Here is a 15735-nt window from a genome sequence, read left to right as displayed (position 1 = left end):
GCCTAGGGTTGCTGTGTGAACGAGCTCGACGTTGTCGGTGTCCGGGTCGAAATGCCCTCCAACCAACCGATCGTGCTGCTGCGTGAAGTGGGTGGCGACCGGTACCTCCCCATTTGGATCGGCCCGGGGGAGGCGACCGCGATCGCCTTCGCGCAGCAGGGCATGACGCCTGCGCGCCCGCTCACCCATGATCTTTTCAAGGATGTCCTGGAGGCTGTGGGCCAGGAGCTCACCGCTGTCCGCATCACGGACCTGCGGGAAGGCGTGTTCTACGCCGAGCTGGTCTTCGCCAGCGGGGTCGAGGTCAGCGCGCGGCCGTCCGACGCCATAGCGCTGGCGCTGCGCACCGGAACGCCGATCTACGGCAGTGAAGGTGTGCTGGACGACGCGGGCATCGCCATCCCTGACGAGCAAGAGGACGAGGTGGAGAAGTTCCGCGAGTTCCTCGACCAGATCTCGCCCGAGGACTTCGGCACCAGCAGTCAGTGATCCTGTCGGCACCGGTATGTCTTGACGGGCTCCGCGACCGCGAACCGTGACGCGTTCCCTGCCCGGGGTTACGGGAAACCACTCCCTGGGGGATTTTCACCCGGCGTGCCGAGTGCGGCGATCGTTGACGCACCAAGGGTGACTGCCTACCTTCGGTGAGGCAGGTTCCGGGTCGTTCCCCGGGATGTGGAGGACGGAGGTCGGCGTGAGAGATACCGGCGGCGGTATGACGGCGGGCGACCCCCCTCCTCGCGGAGGCTCGACAGGTCCGCTGCAGGGGGAGAGCTCCACGGACGAATCGCCGGAACTCATCGGATACCGCGGGCCCACCGCGTGCTCGGCCGCGGGGATCACATACCGCCAGCTCGACTACTGGGCGCGCACGGGCCTGGTGGAGCCGAGCATCCGTGCCGCCTACGGCTCAGGCAGCCAGCGGCTCTACAGCTTCCGCGACATCGTGGTCCTCAAGATCGTCAAGCGGCTGCTTGACACCGGCGTCTCGCTGCAGAACATCCGCACCGCCGTTCAGCACCTCCGTACTCGCGGGCGTGCCGACCTGGCCCAGATGACGCTCATGAGCGACGGCGCCACCGTCTACGAATGCTCCTCGCCCGACGAAGTGGTCGACCTGCTGCAGGGCGGACAGGGCGTGTTCGGAATCGCCGTCGGCGTGGTGTGGAAGGACGTCGAAGGAGCCCTGGCGCAGCTGCACGGCGAGCATGTCGATACGGGCGAGACCATCGTCGGCGACCACCCGGGGGACGAACTGGCACGGCGGCGCAACCGCGCGGGCTGAGGAATGTCGGTGCCATGCGGCACCATCGACCAATGTGAGAAGCGCGCCGACGATCCTTCATCTGGACATGGACGCCTTCTACGCTGCCGTCGAGCAGGCCTCCAAGCCCAGCCTCCGCGGGAAACCCGTCATCGTCGGGGGGCTCGGGCCGCGCGGCGTCGTCGCCACGGCCTCGTACGAAGCGCGGATCTTCGGTGTCCATTCGGCCATGCCCATGGGCCAGGCCCGTCGTCTGTGCCCGAACGCCGCCTATCTCGCGCCCCGCTTCAGCCTCTACAGGGATGTCAGCGAGGCCGTCATGGAGATCCTCGGCGGGCTGTCGCCGCTGGTGGAGCCCCTCAGCCTCGATGAGGCATTCGTGGATCTGGAGGCCGGGGACGCGCTCGGCGAGAGCCCGGAATCCTCGGACGTGCGGGCAGTCGGCCGGCGGCTGCGGCAGAAGATCACCGAGACGACAGGCCTCAGCGGCTCGGTCGGGCTGGCGGGCTCGAAGATGCTCGCCAAGATCGGGTCGGAGCTGGCCAAGCCCGATGGGCTCGTCGCCATCGAGCCGGGGACCGAACGTGAACTGCTGGCTCCGATGCCCGTGCGCACCCTCCCGGGCGTGGGGCCGGCCACCGCGGGGGTCCTGCGGCGGGCGGGGATCACCACTGTCGGCGACACCACGGAGGCCGGCGAGGCGGAGCTGCTGAGACTTCTGGGCAGGGCCCACGGCACTTCGCTCTATGCGATGGCGAACGGCTGGGACGACCGGCCGGTGATCGCGGAACGTGACGCGAAATCCGTGTCCGTGGAGGACACGTTCGACGTCGACCTCACCGACAGGGCGCTCGTACAGGCCCACCTCGCACGTCTCGCCGAACGCTGCGCCGAGCGGCTGCGAGCGGCCGGAAGGTCCGGTCGCACAGTAGTGATCAAGGTCCGCAGCTACGACTTCTCGACCCTGACGCGCTCGGAGACGCTGCGTGGCCCCACGGACGACACGGGTGTGGTGCGCGAGGCCGCGGCCAGGCTGCTCGACACGGTCGACACGACCTCCGGCGTGCGTCTGCTCGGCGTCGGCGTCAGCGGACTGGCCGACTTCACGCAGGAGGATCTGTTCGCGCAGGCACAGTCCGATGCGGACGCCGCAGCGGTGGCGGAGGAGGCGACGGGCGGCCGCACGGGGGAGGGACACGGGGAGGTGGCCGCGCCCGAGGCGCCGGAGGAGCCTTCCCGCCGGCGCTGGATTCCTGGCCGGGATGTGAGGCACGCGGAACGCGGTCACGGCTGGGTTCAGGGCAGCGGTCTGGGCCGGGTCACCGTGAGGTTCGAGGAACCGGGCTCCGCGCCCGGCCGGGTGTGCACGTACCTCGTCGACGATCCGGCTCTGGAGCCGGCCGAACCGCCGCCGCTCGCGGCGATGGCGCGGCGGATACAGGCGGGGGGATTGGGCCGTACGGGGGAACCGACTCAGCTTTCGGTCCCCGCTATCCACCCGAAGTCCCTGTCGGGCGGCGGCGAGGACGGCATCGTCGGCGGGCCCGACGACGCCGGTGAGGACGGCGCGGGTCCTGCGGACTCGGCCGAGGGCGGCACGTCCAGTCCGTAGTGGAGGTAGAGCTGGAGCTCCTGGCGGGGCGAGAGGTGCCTGCCCACGCCGAGCACGGGCGTGCTGCGCACCAGGGCCTTCTCGAACGGGACGTGGAGGACGCCGCCGACCAGCTCACTCGGTTCCAGCGGCACAAGAGCCTCGCGCCGGAAGAAGCCCGTGCGCACGGCGGCCCACTCCGGCTCGCCCGTCGCGTCGTCGAGGTAGACCTCCCCGACCGTTCCGATCTTGCAGCCGCTGCTGTCGAGCGCTCTGCGCCCGATAAGGCTCCGTGGATCGATGTCGTTCTGCACGGTCCCTCCAAGTCGTCGTCAGGGGCACCGGGTGCGTCACGGGACGAGGCCGGTCCTGGGTCGGGTGGTCTGGCGAACCCCTCCTCGGCCCTGCCGTACTGCCGTGCAACGGCGTGCTGCGGGGGCGCCGAGGACGCCGGGAGCCGGTCGTACAAGCCGTATTACCACCCAAAGGCACATTTCAGTGGTTGGCCACCCGAGTGCACCTCCGGGTCCTGGAGGAGGAACCGCTGGTAGTCTCGTAAGCGGCTGTGGACCCCGAGCGGGAGAGTCCCCCGGCGTCAGCCGGGGGCGCCGAAGGAGCAACTCCTCCCCGGAATCTCTCAGGCTCACGTACCGCGCGGGCGAGGTCACTCTGGAAAGCAGGGCGGGCCGAGCAGTGCCTGGGCTCCTCCTCACCGACGGTGAAAGCCGGGTCCCCGCTCAGCCGGAGCGGGCCGGTGAAACTCTCAGGTTGAGATGACAGAGGGGGAGGCCGTCCGGGCACCAGCGCCGTGGTGTCCCCGTAGGTCACAGTGACCAGGAGGCCCCCGCAGATGACCGCCAACCGCATCCCGCTCGCCGATCTGGAACGCGGAACTCCTTTCGAACGACGCCACATCGGCCCCGACGCCGGTGCCCAGGCCAAGATGCTCGCCCAGGTCGGCTACGGCTCCCTCGACGAGCTGACCGCCGCCGCCGTCCCCGACGTGATCAAGAGCGAAGAGGCCCTGGACCTGCCGGCGGGCCGCACCGAGGCCGAAGTGATCGCGGAGCTGCGGGAGTTCGCCGCGCGCAACCAGGTGCTCCCCTCCATGATCGGCCTCGGCTACTACGGGACATTCACGCCGTCGGTCGTCTTGCGCAACGTCATGGAGAACCCCGCCTGGTACACCGCGTACACGCCGTATCAGCCGGAGATCTCGCAGGGCCGCCTCGAAGCCCTGCTCAACTTCCAGACCATGGTGGCCGACCTGACCGGTCTGCCGACCTCCGGAGCGTCCCTCCTCGACGAGCCCACGGCGGCGGCGGAGGCCATGGCGCTCTCCCGTCGGGTCGGCAAGGTCAAGCAGGGCGTCTTCCTCGTGGACGCCGACTGCCTGCCGCAGACCATCGCCGTGATCCGCACCCGCGCCGAACCGACCGGAGTCGAGGTCGTCGTCGCGGATCTGAGCGACGGAATCCCGGCGGAAGTGTCGGAGAAGGGCGTCTTCGGGCTGCTGCTGCAATACCCGGGAGCCTCCGGCGCGGTTCGTGACCACCGTGCCGTCATCGACCAGGCGCACGAAGTCGGTGCGGTGGTGACCGTCGCCGCCGACCTGCTCGCTCTCACGCTGCTGAGCTCGCCGGGGTCGCTCGGCGCCGACATCGCAGTCGGCTCCAGCCAGCGCTTCGGCGTTCCCATGGGCTTCGGAGGACCGCACGCCGGCTACATGTCGGTGCGCGACAAGTACGCGCGCAGTCTGCCCGGCCGCCTCGTCGGCGTCTCCAAAGACGCGGACGGACACCAGGCCTTTCGCCTCGCCCTCCAGACCCGTGAGCAGCACATCCGCAGGGAGAAGGCCACCAGCAACATCTGCACCGCCCAGGTGCTGCTCGCCGTGATGTCCGGGATGTATGCGGTGCACCACGGGCCGGAGGGTCTGGCCGGCATCGCCCGCCGCACGCACCGGTACGCCACGCTGCTCGCCGAGGGGCTGCGTGGGGGCGGAGTCGAGATCGTGCACGGCAGCTACTTCGACACGGTCACGGCGCGTGTTCCCGGACGCGCGGCGGAGATCGTCGCCCGTGCGCGGGAGGCGGGCGTGAACCTGCGCGAGACGGACGCGGACCACGTCGGCATGGCGTGCGACGAGACCACGGACCGGGTCCAGCTGAGGGCCGTCTGGTCCGCGTTCGGCGTCGAGGCGGACGTGGAGGAACTGGACGGCCGCGTTCAGGAGGACGCGCTCCCCGGGGCGCTGCTGCGCACCGACGACTACCTGACCCACCCCGTCTTCCACGAGTACCGCTCGGAGACGGCGATGCTGCGATACCTGCGCAGGCTCGCCGACCGCGACTACGCGCTGGACCGCGGGATGATCCCGCTCGGCTCGTGCACCATGAAACTCAACGCCACCACCGAGATGGAGGCCGTCACCTGGCCCGAGTTCGCCGGGCTGCATCCCTTCGCTCCGGCCGACCAGGCGGAGGGCTACCTCGCGCTGATCCGTCAGCTGGAGGACCAGCTCGCGGAGATCACCGGTTACGACAGGATCTCCCTGCAGCCCAACGCCGGCTCCCAGGGCGAGCTCGCCGGACTGCTGGCCGTACGGGCGTACCACCGCTCACGCGGTGACGACCAGCGCACTGTCTGCCTGATCCCCTCCTCGGCGCACGGCACGAACGCGGCGAGCGCTGTCATGGCCGGCATGCGCGTCGTGGTGGTGAAGACCAGCGAGGACGGCGACGTGGACACCGCCGACCTGCGCGCGAAGATCGAGCAGTACGGCGACGAGCTGTCCGTGCTGATGGTCACCTACCCCTCCACGCACGGTGTCTTCGAGGAGCACATCACCGACATCTGTGCTGCCGTGCACGACGCCGGCGGCCAGGTCTACGTGGACGGCGCCAACCTCAACGCGCTGATGGGGCTCGCACGGCCCGGCAGGTTCGGGGCCGACGTGTCCCATCTGAACCTGCACAAGACCTTCTGCATCCCGCACGGTGGCGGCGGGCCCGGTGTCGGACCGATCGGTGTGCGCGAGCACCTGGCCCCGCACCTGCCCAACCATCCCCTCCAGCCCGCCGCGGGGCCGGCGAGCGGCATCGGTCCGGTCTCCGGCTCCCCCTGGGGCTCGGCCGGGATCCTCCCCATTTCCTGGGCGTACGTGAGGCTGATGGGAGCCGAAGGGCTGCGCCGGGCCACGCAGGCTGCCGTGCTCGGCGCCAACTACATCGCCAAGCGCCTGGAGCCGCACTACCCGGTGCTCTACACCGGGCCGCACGGCCTTGTGGCGCACGAGTGCATCATCGACGTGCGGCCGCTGACGAAGCAGACCGGCGTGAGCATCGACGACGTGGCCAAGCGGCTGATCGACTACGGCTTCCACGCGCCGACGATGTCGTTCCCGGTGCCGGGCACGCTGATGACGGAACCCACGGAGAGCGAGGATCTGGCGGAGCTGGACCGGTTCTGCGAGGCGATGATCGAGATCCGCGGTGAGATCGACAAGGTCGGATCCGGAGAGTGGCCCGCCGAGGACAACCCGCTGCGCAACGCGCCGCACACCGCGGGGCAGTTGAGCCGGGAATGGGAGCACCCGTACGGACGGGAGACAGCGGTCTACCCTGCCGGGGTGAGTGCCTCAGACAAGTACTGGCCGCCGGTGCGGCGTATCGACGGCGCCTTCGGCGACCGGAATCTGGTGTGCGCCTGCCCGCCGGTGGAGGAGTACGACGGCTGAGGCCGCAAGAACGTCAGCGGCGCGGAACGGACGGCGCCGCGTGTGTCAGGGCCGGTTCGGTGCGATACCGGGCCGGCCCTGGTCGGTTGCCGCTGCGGGATCAGGCAGCGGTGGCGATGTTGCGGCTGTCGAGCGGACGGTGCGGATCGATGATCTTGCCGTCCGGCAGAAGCTCCCCGGTGTCCTCGAAGAGGAGGACACCGTTGCACAGCAGACTCCAGCCCTGCTCCGGGAAGTGGGCCAATGGGTGTGCGGCCTCCCGGTCGGCGGACTCGGCTGTCGGGCAAGGTGGCTGGTGCTGGCACATTGTCGCTGTCGTCTTCCGTTGTGTCGTGATGTCCGTGCGGCCGGTCACGATGTCCGTGACCGTTTCCCGTTCCGGTGTGGTCCCAGTGTTCCCCTGCGGAGGAGATTCCGCAGGGATTTCGTGTCACCGCTCTTCGACCAGGACAGACGCATCACTCGTGCGGGTGGTTGCCGTCAACTGAGCCGCACTCAGGGCCGGTTTGCCGTATTAACGCAACCGTGACGCCGCCCCTGGATCACCGCAACAGGCACCGCGTACGGTATCCCACCACGGTCATCAGCCGCTCCTCAGCAGGGAATTCGACGGCGTGGAACGGCCTGTGAGCAGCGGCAGAAGGGCATCGGCACGGTGCGGGACGTGGGCCGCGATTCCGGGGGGAGCGGGTGCGAGAGGGATGAGCAGGTCCGAGGGTTCCGGGGCTCCCTTGTCGATGTCCGCTGCGGCGTTCGCGTGCAGCCAGAGGGTGAGCATGTAGCGCCGCGGAACGGACAGCAGCCTGGGCTGGTGGAGTCCCGGCAGCGACTCGGCCTGGCGCAGGGCCCGTTGGGACGAGGCGACGTACGGGCCTCCGCAGAAGTAGGCGAAGGCCCAGCCGTCGGAGGTGAGGAGTGTCTCGGCCGCTCCGGCCGCCTGGGACCCGGCAGGGGCGTCCTTCTCCCGCAGCAGGAAGCGCCAGCCGGTCAGGCGCGTGAACGGGGCGGCGTTCCGTGGGCCGAAGTCGGGCAACTCGTGTACGGGCAGTGGGAGTTCGATCTCCAGCGAAGGACCTGCGGAATGGGCGGCAGGTGTGCGTCCCCGGGGTGCGGCGGCGGGGGCCCGCAGGGCCGCTAGAACACTGCGGGCTGCGGCGGCCGGGGCGGAGGGGAAGTGCAGCGGCATGGTGGATCGCCACCTCTCACTGGAGAGACACGTGGTGCTCGGCATGGCGCGGACGGCACTGTCGGCGTGGGGAGGGGCCGCGAAGAGGCGGCGGGACCGTCGACTGCGGGCACCGGACGGCCCGGTGATACCGCGTCTCGATCCGTACCGGAGTTTATACGAAAGGTGTTACATCACCATTTCGCCTAACCCACCGCTATTTCTGTTGCAAGGCGGTATCCGGACGGCCTTGCGCGGCACTTCACCGTGTGGGCCGCAGCCTCCGGCCCCGCCGCCTGCGGCGTTCCGGCCGCCGTGGTCGGCCGGATCCCGTCTGTGTTTCCCACAAGGACTGTGCGCGTGGTCTGGGACCACTGCCGCATGCCTCCGGAACATGCCGTTCTCCGCAGGTGAGAGGTCACCGGCAGGCGGGTACGTGGAGATCGTCAAGGCGTGATCGACCGGCTCGACGGGCATCATGGCTGACACCACGCGGCCGTATCGAGGAGGGACACCCCGATGGGTGAGAAGGTCGTCTCCGACGGGTTCGACCTGTCCGCTCGGCATCGGTACAGGCAGAAGCTGAAGGAATGCCTCGAGGCGTTCGGGGTCCTCCTGGACGAGAAGCGGTTCGAGCGTCCCCGGAACCTCATGGGCCTGGAGATCGAGCTCAATCTCGCGGACGCCGACGGCATGCCCCGCATGATGAACGCCGAGGTGCTCCAGCGCATCGGAAGCCAGGACTTCCAGACGGAGCTCGGGCAGTTCAACCTCGAGGTCAACATCGTGCCCCACCGCCTGTCCGGGCGGGTCTTCGACCAGCTCGCGGAGGAGCTTCGCACCGGTCTGGCATACGCGGACCGGCAGGCCAAGGAAGCAGGCGCCGGGATCGTGATGATCGGCATCCTGCCCACGCTCACGGACCAGGACCTGGTCTCCTCGAACCTCACCGCCGTGGACCGCTACACCCTGCTCAACAACCAGATCATGGCCGCACGGGGCGAGGAGGTCGTCCTCGACATCGAAGGCGTCGAACGGCTGGCCCGGACCTCCGCGTCGATCGCCCCCGAGGCGGCCTGCACCTCGGTGCAGCTCCATCTGCAGGTGACGCCCCAGCGTTTCGCCGACGTGTGGAACGCCTCGCAGGCCGTCTCCGCCGTGCAGATCGCGATGGGGGCCAACTCGCCCTTCGTCTTCGGCAGGGAGCTGTGGCGCGAGTCGCGCATCCCGGTCTTCCTGCAGGCGACCGACACACGTCCGGACGAGCTGAAGTCGCAGGGCGTACGGCCGCGCACCTGGTTCGGGGAGCGGTGGATCGGTTCCGCGCTCGACCTCTTCGAGGAGAACCTGCGCTACTTCCCGTCGCTGCTGCCGATTTGCGACGACGAGGATCCGCACGGGGTACTCAAGGCCGGCGGCACTCCGGGCCTGCCCGAGCTGGTGCTGCACAACGGCACCGTCTACCGCTGGAACAGGCCGGTTTACGCGGTCACCGAGGACGTGCCGCATCTGCGTGTGGAGAACCGGGTGCTGCCCGCCGGCCCCACGGTGGCGGACGTGCTCGCCAACGCTGCCCTCTACTACGGGCTGGTGCGGAGCCTCGCCGACGAGCCGCGCCCCGTCTGGTCGCGGCTGCCCTTCGGGGCCGCGTCCGCGAACTTCGAGGCAGCGTGCCGGCACGGTATCGACGCCGAGCTGACCTGGCCGCGGCACGGGCGTCCCGGCGGGCTGGCCACCGTGCCGGCGGTGCGGCTGGTGCAGGAGGAACTGCTTCCGCTGGCCGCCGCCGGGCTGGAGGCCTGGGGCGTCGAGAGCGCCGATCGGGACCGCTGCCTGGGCGTGATCGAGGAACGCTGCCGTCGTCGTGTCAACGGGGCGTCGTGGCAGGCGGACGCCTACCACCGGGCCATTGAATCCGGTCTCGAGCGGGAGAAGGCACTCGCCGCCGTCACCAGGCGCTACTGCGAGCTCGCACGCACGGGAGAGCCCGTGCACACCTGGGCCCCCGGGCCGTAGCCGCCGCGGCCGGCCCTGGGGTGAGCCGGGCCCGCCCACGACGAGCTGCGCCCCCGCTTCGCACGCACCGGCGCCGTCCGGCAAGCTATGGACGTCCCCGGCTGTCGCGGACCGGTGAACTGGAGGCATGTGTGCAGTCGTCGCAAGCGAGCGACCCCGCTCGGTTCCCGGAGACCGGGGAGGTGCTCCCGGCGCGCACACTCCGGCAGGAGACGCTGCTCGTGCTGGCGCTGTCGCTCGGTGCGAGCGCCGTCTCCGCGCTGATCAGTTTCGTCGGCTCGCTGACCGCCTCCGGGGCACTCGCCGACCAGGCGGCACGGCTGAACACCTCGCGCGCTCCCGACCGGCCGTGGCTGGACCTGGCCTGGCAGCTCTTCGGGATCGCCACGGCGCTCGTGCCGGTGGTGCTGGTGGCCCATCTCCTCACGCGCGAGGGTCGGGGGCATCTCCCGGGCCGCCCAGGCCCAGGGGGAGGTCTGCGCTCCATCGGGTTCGACCGGAACAGGCCCGGTTTCGACCTGGGACGCGGCGCGGTTCTCGCCGCAGCCATCGGCGGCAGCGGACTGGCCCTCTACCTGGCGGCTGTGCAGGCGGGCTTCAACCTGACCGTGGTGCCCGAATCGCTGCCGCACGTGTGGTGGCGCATCCCGGTGCTCATCGCCTCCGCGGTGCAGAACGCCGTGCTGGAGGAGGTGATCGTCGTCGGCTACCTGCTCCGCAGGCTCGGCCAGCTCGACTTCTCACCGTGGGCCGCCCTCGCGGTCAGTTCGGTGCTGCGCGGTGCGTACCACCTCTACCAGGGCATCGGCGGGCTGCTCGGCAACATGGCGATGGGCGTCATCTTCGTGCTGCTGTACCGGCGTTGGGGGCGTGTGGGCCCGCTCGTGGTGGCGCACGCGCTGATCGACATCGTGGCCTTCGCCGGTTACGCGCTCTTCGCGGGCAAGGTGGACTGGCTGCCCACCCCCTGACCGCCGCCGTGCGCCGGCGGGGCCGTCACCAGCCGGCGCACAGCCGGGCGTCGAGCACGGTGACCGCGGTTCCGGTCAGCTCGGTGCGATCACCCCGCAGGGTCGTACGGACCAGGCCGGTGCGCGCGGAGCACTGGAGGCCCGTCAGCGAGTCCCGTCCGAGCCGCGCGGACCACAGAGGGGCAAGTGCCGTGTGGGCGCTGCCGGTGACCGGGTCCTCGGGGATGCCGACGGAGGGGGCGAACATCCGTGAGACGTAGTCGTACGCGTGGCCGCTCCCGTGATCGGTGCCGCCCCGGCCGTCCGCGACAGCGGTGACGATCACGCCTCTGTGCGGGAGGCGGCCCAGCGCGGTGCTGTCGGGGGTGAGCGCGCGCAGTGTGGCTTCGTCCGCCACCTCGACGAGGAGATCATCGAGCGGCCCCGTGTCGTGCACGGACACCGGTCCGGTGCCGAGTGCGGCGGCGAGCCCCGGGGGCGGCTGGGCCGGTGTCAGCGGGGCCGTGGGGAAGTCCAGGGTGATCACGCCGCCGGCGGCGGTGGCGGCGGTGAGTACGCCGCTGCGGGTCCGGAAGCGCACGGTGCCGGAGCCGATGCCGTCGCTGTGCAGGACGTGGGCCGTGGCCAGCGTGGCGTGACCGCACAGATCGACCTCCGCGGCCGGGGTGAACCAGCGGAGTGCCCAGTCGGCCTCCGCGTCGCCGGAGAGAGGGTGGGCGAAGGCGGTCTCCGAGAGGTTCATCTCGCCCGCGACGTCCTGCATGCGTTCTTCCGCCGGGAAGGCCTCCTCGTCCAGCAGCACCACCGCGGCGGGATTCCCGCGGTACGGGCGGTCGGTGAAGGCGTCGACTGTACGGATCCTCATGAGCCGGGACGTTAGACGAGCGGCGCGGCGTGTGCGACGGCCAATGTGGCGGAGGTGGACCGGTACAGGTCCCCGGCCGGGCAGTGCCACGAGCATTGCCTTGCGAGCATCGGCGATATATCGTTGAGCCATCACGACAAGTCAAAGGCCTGTCGAAGACAAGTCGCGGAAAGGACGTCGTCATGCGTAACGATGAACAGCGGCCCGGCGGCCGGGGTCGTGGACGCGGCCCCGGAAACTGCGGCCCGGCAGGGTTCGGCGGCCCGTCCGAGCGCCGCGCGTTCAGTGCCTTCGGTCCGCCCTTCGGTGACGGCCCGCCCTTCGGGCCGAGAGGCCGGGGCAGGGGAGGGCCGCGCGGCCGGGCACGCCGTGGTGATGTGCGGGCCTCGATCCTGGCGCTCCTCAAGGACCGCCCCATGCACGGCTACGAGATGATCCAGGAGATCGCCGAGCGCAGCGGCGGTGCGTGGAAGCCGAGCCCCGGCTCGGTGTACCCGACGCTTCAGCTGCTGGAGGACGAGGGGCTCATCAGCAGCGCCAGTGAGGGCGGCAAGAACCTCTTCTCCCTCACCGGTGCCGGCCGTGACGAGGCCGACGCCGGCCCGGAGGCCCCCTGGGAGGAGGCCGGGCGCGGCATCGACTGGGAGGCCATGAACGAGGTGCGCAAGGCAGGCGGCGCCCTGGTCAGCGCCTTCCAGCAGGTCTGGGCGAACGGCACGCCCGAGCAGCGTGACAAGGCGATCGGCGTCGTCAACGACGCCCGCAAGAAGCTCTACCTGATCCTCGCCGAAGAGGAGTGACCGCGAGGGGCGGGGACGGTGCGCGGCCTGAGGTCGTGCGCCGTCCCTGTCACTCCGGGAGTTCCGCCCCCGGCAGCAGCGGCCGGACGTCGAGCTCGCCGGCGCCGCACACCTCGCCCAGCTTCCACGCGGCGGTCCTCGCGGTGCGCTGGTCCGGAGGGATCACGCGCACCGCCTTCGGCTCGGGACACCTGCCGTCGCCGGGGTCCCCCTCGCCGGGCACGACCGTCCAGTGCAGCCGGGCGGATGCGTGCCCGCCGGGGGAGAGGGTGATCTGGCGAGAGGGTACGGAGCGGTCCCGTACCACCTCTGTGGGGATCTTGCCGCCGTTCTCGCCGGTCAGCTGGAGACCCGGCCAGCCCTGTGTGCGGCAGGCGGCCGACGAGGAGTTGGTGAGGACGAGGGCGGCGTAACGGTTGCCCGCCGCGGGCTGTCCCGGTCGCAGCGAGACCGACAGCTCTTCCGTCCCGCACCAGCGCGGCCGGTCCGCTCCGCTGTCGGAGCCGCCGGTGCGCTCCCCGTTGCCCTCCGGCGCGTTCCGCGCTCCGGGGGCGCCGGTCGCGTCCGTGGAGGAGCTGGGCGTACGGGACGGCGCGGGGGAGCCGGAGTCCGTGCCGTCCGCGGAGGCCGGTGAGTTGGAGGTGGAGGCGGCGGACCCTGCGCATCCGCTGACGGTCACGGCGGCACCGAGGGCGAGCGCGGCGAGGACGGCGCGTGCATGGTGAACGGCCATGGGAATCTCCAAGTGCTGCCGTATGGGGGGCTGTTGGAGTACAAGACGCGACCTTCCGGGCATTCGGTTCCCCCCTGCCCTCCCCGGAGGCTCTTAAAGCGGCACTCCTCCTCAGGGAGGAGGTGCGCGGCGGCATGCCCCTCCCGATGGGGTACGTGCATATGCCCCACGGGGGGATGTGCCGATGGATGTGTATGTGATGTGGTGGTCTCGTGGACACCGTTGCAACCCATGTGCTTGCCGGCAGGACGGCGGGCTCGGCGATCGAGGACCGGCTGAGCGATCAGCTGGCAGCCGTCGTCGCGACCGCGCGCCGACGGGCCTCGAGGGGTGGCGACCGGGACGTGGACACCGCACACCTTCTGCACAGTCTTCTCGAATCGGACCCCGTCGTGCGGGCGTTTCTCGGCGGTGGGGGTCCGCTGACGGCGAAGCTGCTCGGCTACCTCGCACAGCGCAGCATCGGATACGGCCTGCGCTGGCGGCACTTGGCCGAGGAGACCGGTGCCGCGGATGCCGGCCCGGGAGCCGGAGCCGGTGCGGCTGCGCTGCCGGGGTGGTCACCGGCCGCCGCCACGGCGATGGAGGTGGCGCTCGGCCGCGTCAGGGCACGGGAAGCCCGTCGTGCGGAGGGCGTCGACCTCTTCGCCGGGCTGGTGGCCGACGCCGAGTGCCGTGCGGCAGAGGTGCTGCGTACCGCCGGAGTGGACGTGCGCGGACTTGCCAGGCGTCTCGGTCCCGGAAGGGCGGGGAGCTGGAAGACCCCGGCGGGTGTCAGGGGTATCCGGGATGACACTCCTGTCGATCGTTGACATGATGAGCGCATGCAGGACACGACGCGGCCGGGTCCGTCCGTGCGCGGAGGAAGCCTCGGCCTGACCCTGGCCCTCGTCTCCGCCTTCGCGTTCGGCGGTTCGGGGCCCGCCGCCAAACCGCTCATCGAAGCCGGACTCGAACCCCTGCAGGTGACCTGGCTCCGGGTCGCAGGCGCGGCCTGCGTCATGCTGCCCCTCGCCTGGCGTCACCGCGGACTGGTGCGTGAACGCCCCGGGCTCGTCCTGGGGTTCGGGCTGCTTGCCGTCGCCGGTGTCCAGGCGTGCTACTTCGCCGCGCTCTCCCGCATCCCGGTCGGCGTCGCACTGCTCATCGAATATCTCGCACCCGCACTGGTGCTGGGGTGGGTGCGCTTCGTGCAGCGACGGCCCGTCAGCCGGGCCGCCGGCGTGGGCGTCGTACTCGCCGTCGGCGGCCTGGCCTGCGTGGTGCGCGTCTGGTCCGGTCTGACGCTCGACCTCGTCGGGCTGCTGCTCGCGCTGGGCGCGGCCTGCTGTCAGGTCGGGTACTTCGTGCTCTCCGACCACGGCAGTGACGGCTCCGACGGCCGCCCGCCCCCCGATCCGATCGGCGTGATCGCCTTCGGGCTGCTCACCGGCGCTCTCGTCCTGACCGTGCTGGCGAGGCCGTGGGAGCTGGACTGGCGCGTCCTGGGCGGCCAGGCCTCCATGGACGGCATGACGGTGCCCGCTCCCGTGCTGCTGGGATGGATCGTCCTGGTGGCGACGGTGGCCGCGTATCTGACGGGAGTCGTCTCGATCCGCAGGCTCTCCCCGCAGGTCGCGGGCGTCGTGGCCTGTCTCGAGGCCGTCATCGCGACCGTGCTCGCCTGGGTGTTCCTCGGCGAACACCTCGCCGCCGTGCAACTCGTGGGCGGTGCGGTGGTGCTCGTCGGTGCCTTCATCGCGCAGAGTTCGGCGCCCAGGCAGCAGCAGGACGAGCCGGTCGCCTCCGGAGGGGCGGCGGGCGGAACCGCCGTGGACGGTGCCCTGCCGGACGACGCCCACGCCTGAACCGTTCCGGCCCGCCGCCGCGCTCCCACCGCGAACCGGTCGCCCGTCAACCTCCGCTGAGGTAGCCGGGCAGTGGCGTGCCCGGGGCCAGGTCCTCCGCGGGAACAGGGGTGCCGTAGACGCGGCTGACGGGTACGACACCGCTCCAGTGGGGCAGCGCGACGTCCTCCGCGTCGTCGGACGGTCCGCCCTGACGGACCTTGGCGGAGACCTCCGCGAGATCGAGGCGCAGGACCGCGGTGGCGGCCAGTTCCCTGGCGTCCGGGCGGCGGGAGTCGGCCGCGCGCCCGGGGACCACGCCGTCGACCAGGGCGTCCAGCGCGGCGGTGAGTTCGTCGCCCTCGGGGACCCGGTACGCGGTCCCGTGGACCATCACCGAGCGGTAGTTGAGCGAGTGGTGGAAGGCGGAGCGGGCCAGAACGAGTCCGTCGAGGCGGGTGACGGTGAGGCAGACCGGCAGTCCCTCCTCGGCGCCGCCCGCTCGCAGCGGCCGCGAGCCGGTGGACCCGTGCACGTAGACGCGCTCGCCCTTCCGGGCGTACAGCGTGGGCAGGACCACGGGTGCGCCGTCACGCACGAAGCCCAGGTGGCAGATGTAGTCCTCGTCGAGGATCGAGTGCACCAACTCACGGTCGTAGGAGGCGCGTTCACGGTGCCGCGTGGGGACGGTGCGCTCCGTACCTGCGTAGGAGTCGGGGGAGGGGCCGGGGGAAGGGACGGTGGACGCCAAGGAGCTCTCCCTTG

At 70.9% G+C, this 15735-nt stretch carries 14 protein-coding genes, 1 pseudogene and 2 riboswitches; of the genes and pseudogenes, 9 read left to right on the top strand and 6 right to left on the bottom strand.

Features of this window, described 5'->3' with window-relative positions; all coding sequences use genetic code 11:
- Window positions 1–15: 15 nt before the first annotated feature.
- The 3 genes from EV375_RS01110 (at window position 16) to EV375_RS01100 (ending at window position 2876) form a co-directional block, all read left to right on the top strand.
- On the top strand, window positions 16–489 hold the full coding sequence (locus tag EV375_RS01110; protein WP_028437364.1) for a bifunctional nuclease family protein: 474 nt from the start codon (window positions 16–18) through the stop codon (window positions 487–489).
- 184 nt (window positions 490–673) lie between these two features.
- The gene (locus EV375_RS01105) at window positions 674–1285 is read left to right on the top strand and encodes a MerR family transcriptional regulator (protein WP_130297760.1); all 612 of its coding nucleotides are present in this window, start codon (window positions 674–676) and stop codon (window positions 1283–1285) included.
- Between the two features lie 34 nt (window positions 1286–1319).
- A complete protein-coding gene (locus EV375_RS01100; protein ID WP_130297759.1) occupies window positions 1320–2876 on the top strand; it encodes a DNA polymerase IV in 1557 nt (518 codons plus the stop codon).
- 143 nt (window positions 2877–3019) lie between these two features.
- Here the strand turns inward: EV375_RS01100 and EV375_RS29490 are convergent.
- A pseudogene (locus tag EV375_RS29490) lies at window positions 3020–3169 on the bottom strand (PRC-barrel domain-containing protein); the annotation flags it as partial.
- Window positions 3170–3422: 253 nt separating this feature from the next.
- A riboswitch (glycine riboswitch) is annotated at window positions 3423–3518 on the top strand.
- Window positions 3519–3645: riboswitch (glycine riboswitch) on the top strand. It abuts the riboswitch before it with no gap.
- Between the two features lie 60 nt (window positions 3646–3705).
- Between EV375_RS29490 and gcvP the strand changes: the two are divergent.
- Complete coding sequence (gene gcvP, locus EV375_RS01090) at window positions 3706–6594, top strand: aminomethyl-transferring glycine dehydrogenase (protein WP_130297758.1); 2889 nt, start codon at window positions 3706–3708, stop codon at window positions 6592–6594.
- A 100-nt stretch (window positions 6595–6694) separates the two neighbouring features.
- Here gcvP and EV375_RS01085 read toward each other — a convergent pair whose 3' ends face one another.
- Together EV375_RS01085 and EV375_RS01080 are read right to left on the bottom strand one after the other, a co-directional pair.
- Complete coding sequence (locus EV375_RS01085; protein ID WP_055488894.1) at window positions 6695–6901, bottom strand: DUF5999 family protein; 207 nt, start codon at window positions 6899–6901, stop codon at window positions 6695–6697.
- A 276-nt stretch (window positions 6902–7177) separates the two neighbouring features.
- Complete coding sequence (locus EV375_RS01080) at window positions 7178–7780, bottom strand: hypothetical protein (protein WP_130301518.1); 603 nt, start codon at window positions 7778–7780, stop codon at window positions 7178–7180.
- Window positions 7781–8278: 498 nt separating this feature from the next.
- On the opposite strand from EV375_RS01080, the gene EV375_RS01075 reads away from it, so the two are divergent.
- Together EV375_RS01075 and EV375_RS01070 are read left to right on the top strand one after the other, a co-directional pair.
- Window positions 8279–9775, top strand: a complete 1497-nt coding sequence (locus EV375_RS01075) for a glutamate-cysteine ligase family protein (RefSeq protein ID WP_130297757.1) — start codon at window positions 8279–8281, stop codon at window positions 9773–9775.
- 131 nt (window positions 9776–9906) lie between these two features.
- The gene (locus EV375_RS01070; RefSeq protein WP_130297756.1) at window positions 9907–10746 is read left to right on the top strand and encodes a CPBP family intramembrane glutamic endopeptidase; all 840 of its coding nucleotides are present in this window, start codon (window positions 9907–9909) and stop codon (window positions 10744–10746) included.
- Window positions 10747–10771: 25 nt separating this feature from the next.
- Here EV375_RS01070 and EV375_RS01065 read toward each other — a convergent pair whose 3' ends face one another.
- A complete protein-coding gene (locus EV375_RS01065; protein WP_130297755.1) occupies window positions 10772–11611 on the bottom strand; it encodes a PhzF family phenazine biosynthesis protein in 840 nt (279 codons plus the stop codon).
- Window positions 11612–11793: 182 nt separating this feature from the next.
- On the opposite strand from EV375_RS01065, the gene EV375_RS01060 reads away from it, so the two are divergent.
- Complete coding sequence (locus tag EV375_RS01060) at window positions 11794–12411, top strand: PadR family transcriptional regulator (protein WP_130297754.1); 618 nt, start codon at window positions 11794–11796, stop codon at window positions 12409–12411.
- Window positions 12412–12460: 49 nt separating this feature from the next.
- Here EV375_RS01060 and EV375_RS29310 read toward each other — a convergent pair whose 3' ends face one another.
- Window positions 12461–13144: a DUF4232 domain-containing protein gene (locus tag EV375_RS29310; protein WP_486588216.1), complete on the bottom strand. Its 684-nt coding sequence runs from the start codon at window positions 13142–13144 to the stop codon at window positions 12461–12463.
- A 212-nt stretch (window positions 13145–13356) separates the two neighbouring features.
- On the opposite strand from EV375_RS29310, the gene EV375_RS01050 reads away from it, so the two are divergent.
- Complete coding sequence (locus EV375_RS01050; protein ID WP_486588215.1) at window positions 13357–13956, top strand: hypothetical protein; 600 nt, start codon at window positions 13357–13359, stop codon at window positions 13954–13956.
- 12 nt (window positions 13957–13968) lie between these two features.
- Window positions 13969–14991 carry an EamA family transporter gene (locus tag EV375_RS01045; protein WP_130297753.1) on the top strand — a complete coding sequence of 341 codons (1023 nt, stop codon included), beginning with the start codon at window positions 13969–13971 and terminating at the stop codon, window positions 14989–14991.
- Between the two features lie 46 nt (window positions 14992–15037).
- Here EV375_RS01045 and EV375_RS01040 read toward each other — a convergent pair whose 3' ends face one another.
- Window positions 15038–15721, bottom strand: coding sequence for a pyridoxamine 5'-phosphate oxidase family protein (locus EV375_RS01040; RefSeq protein WP_130297752.1), 684 nt, complete (start codon window positions 15719–15721; stop codon window positions 15038–15040).
- Window positions 15722–15735 lie beyond the last annotated feature (14 nt).

This window comes from Streptomyces sp. CNZ301 (assembly GCF_004217425.1).
Note: the sequence above shows the minus strand (reverse complement) of the source record. Positions and strands in the feature narration are given on the sequence as shown.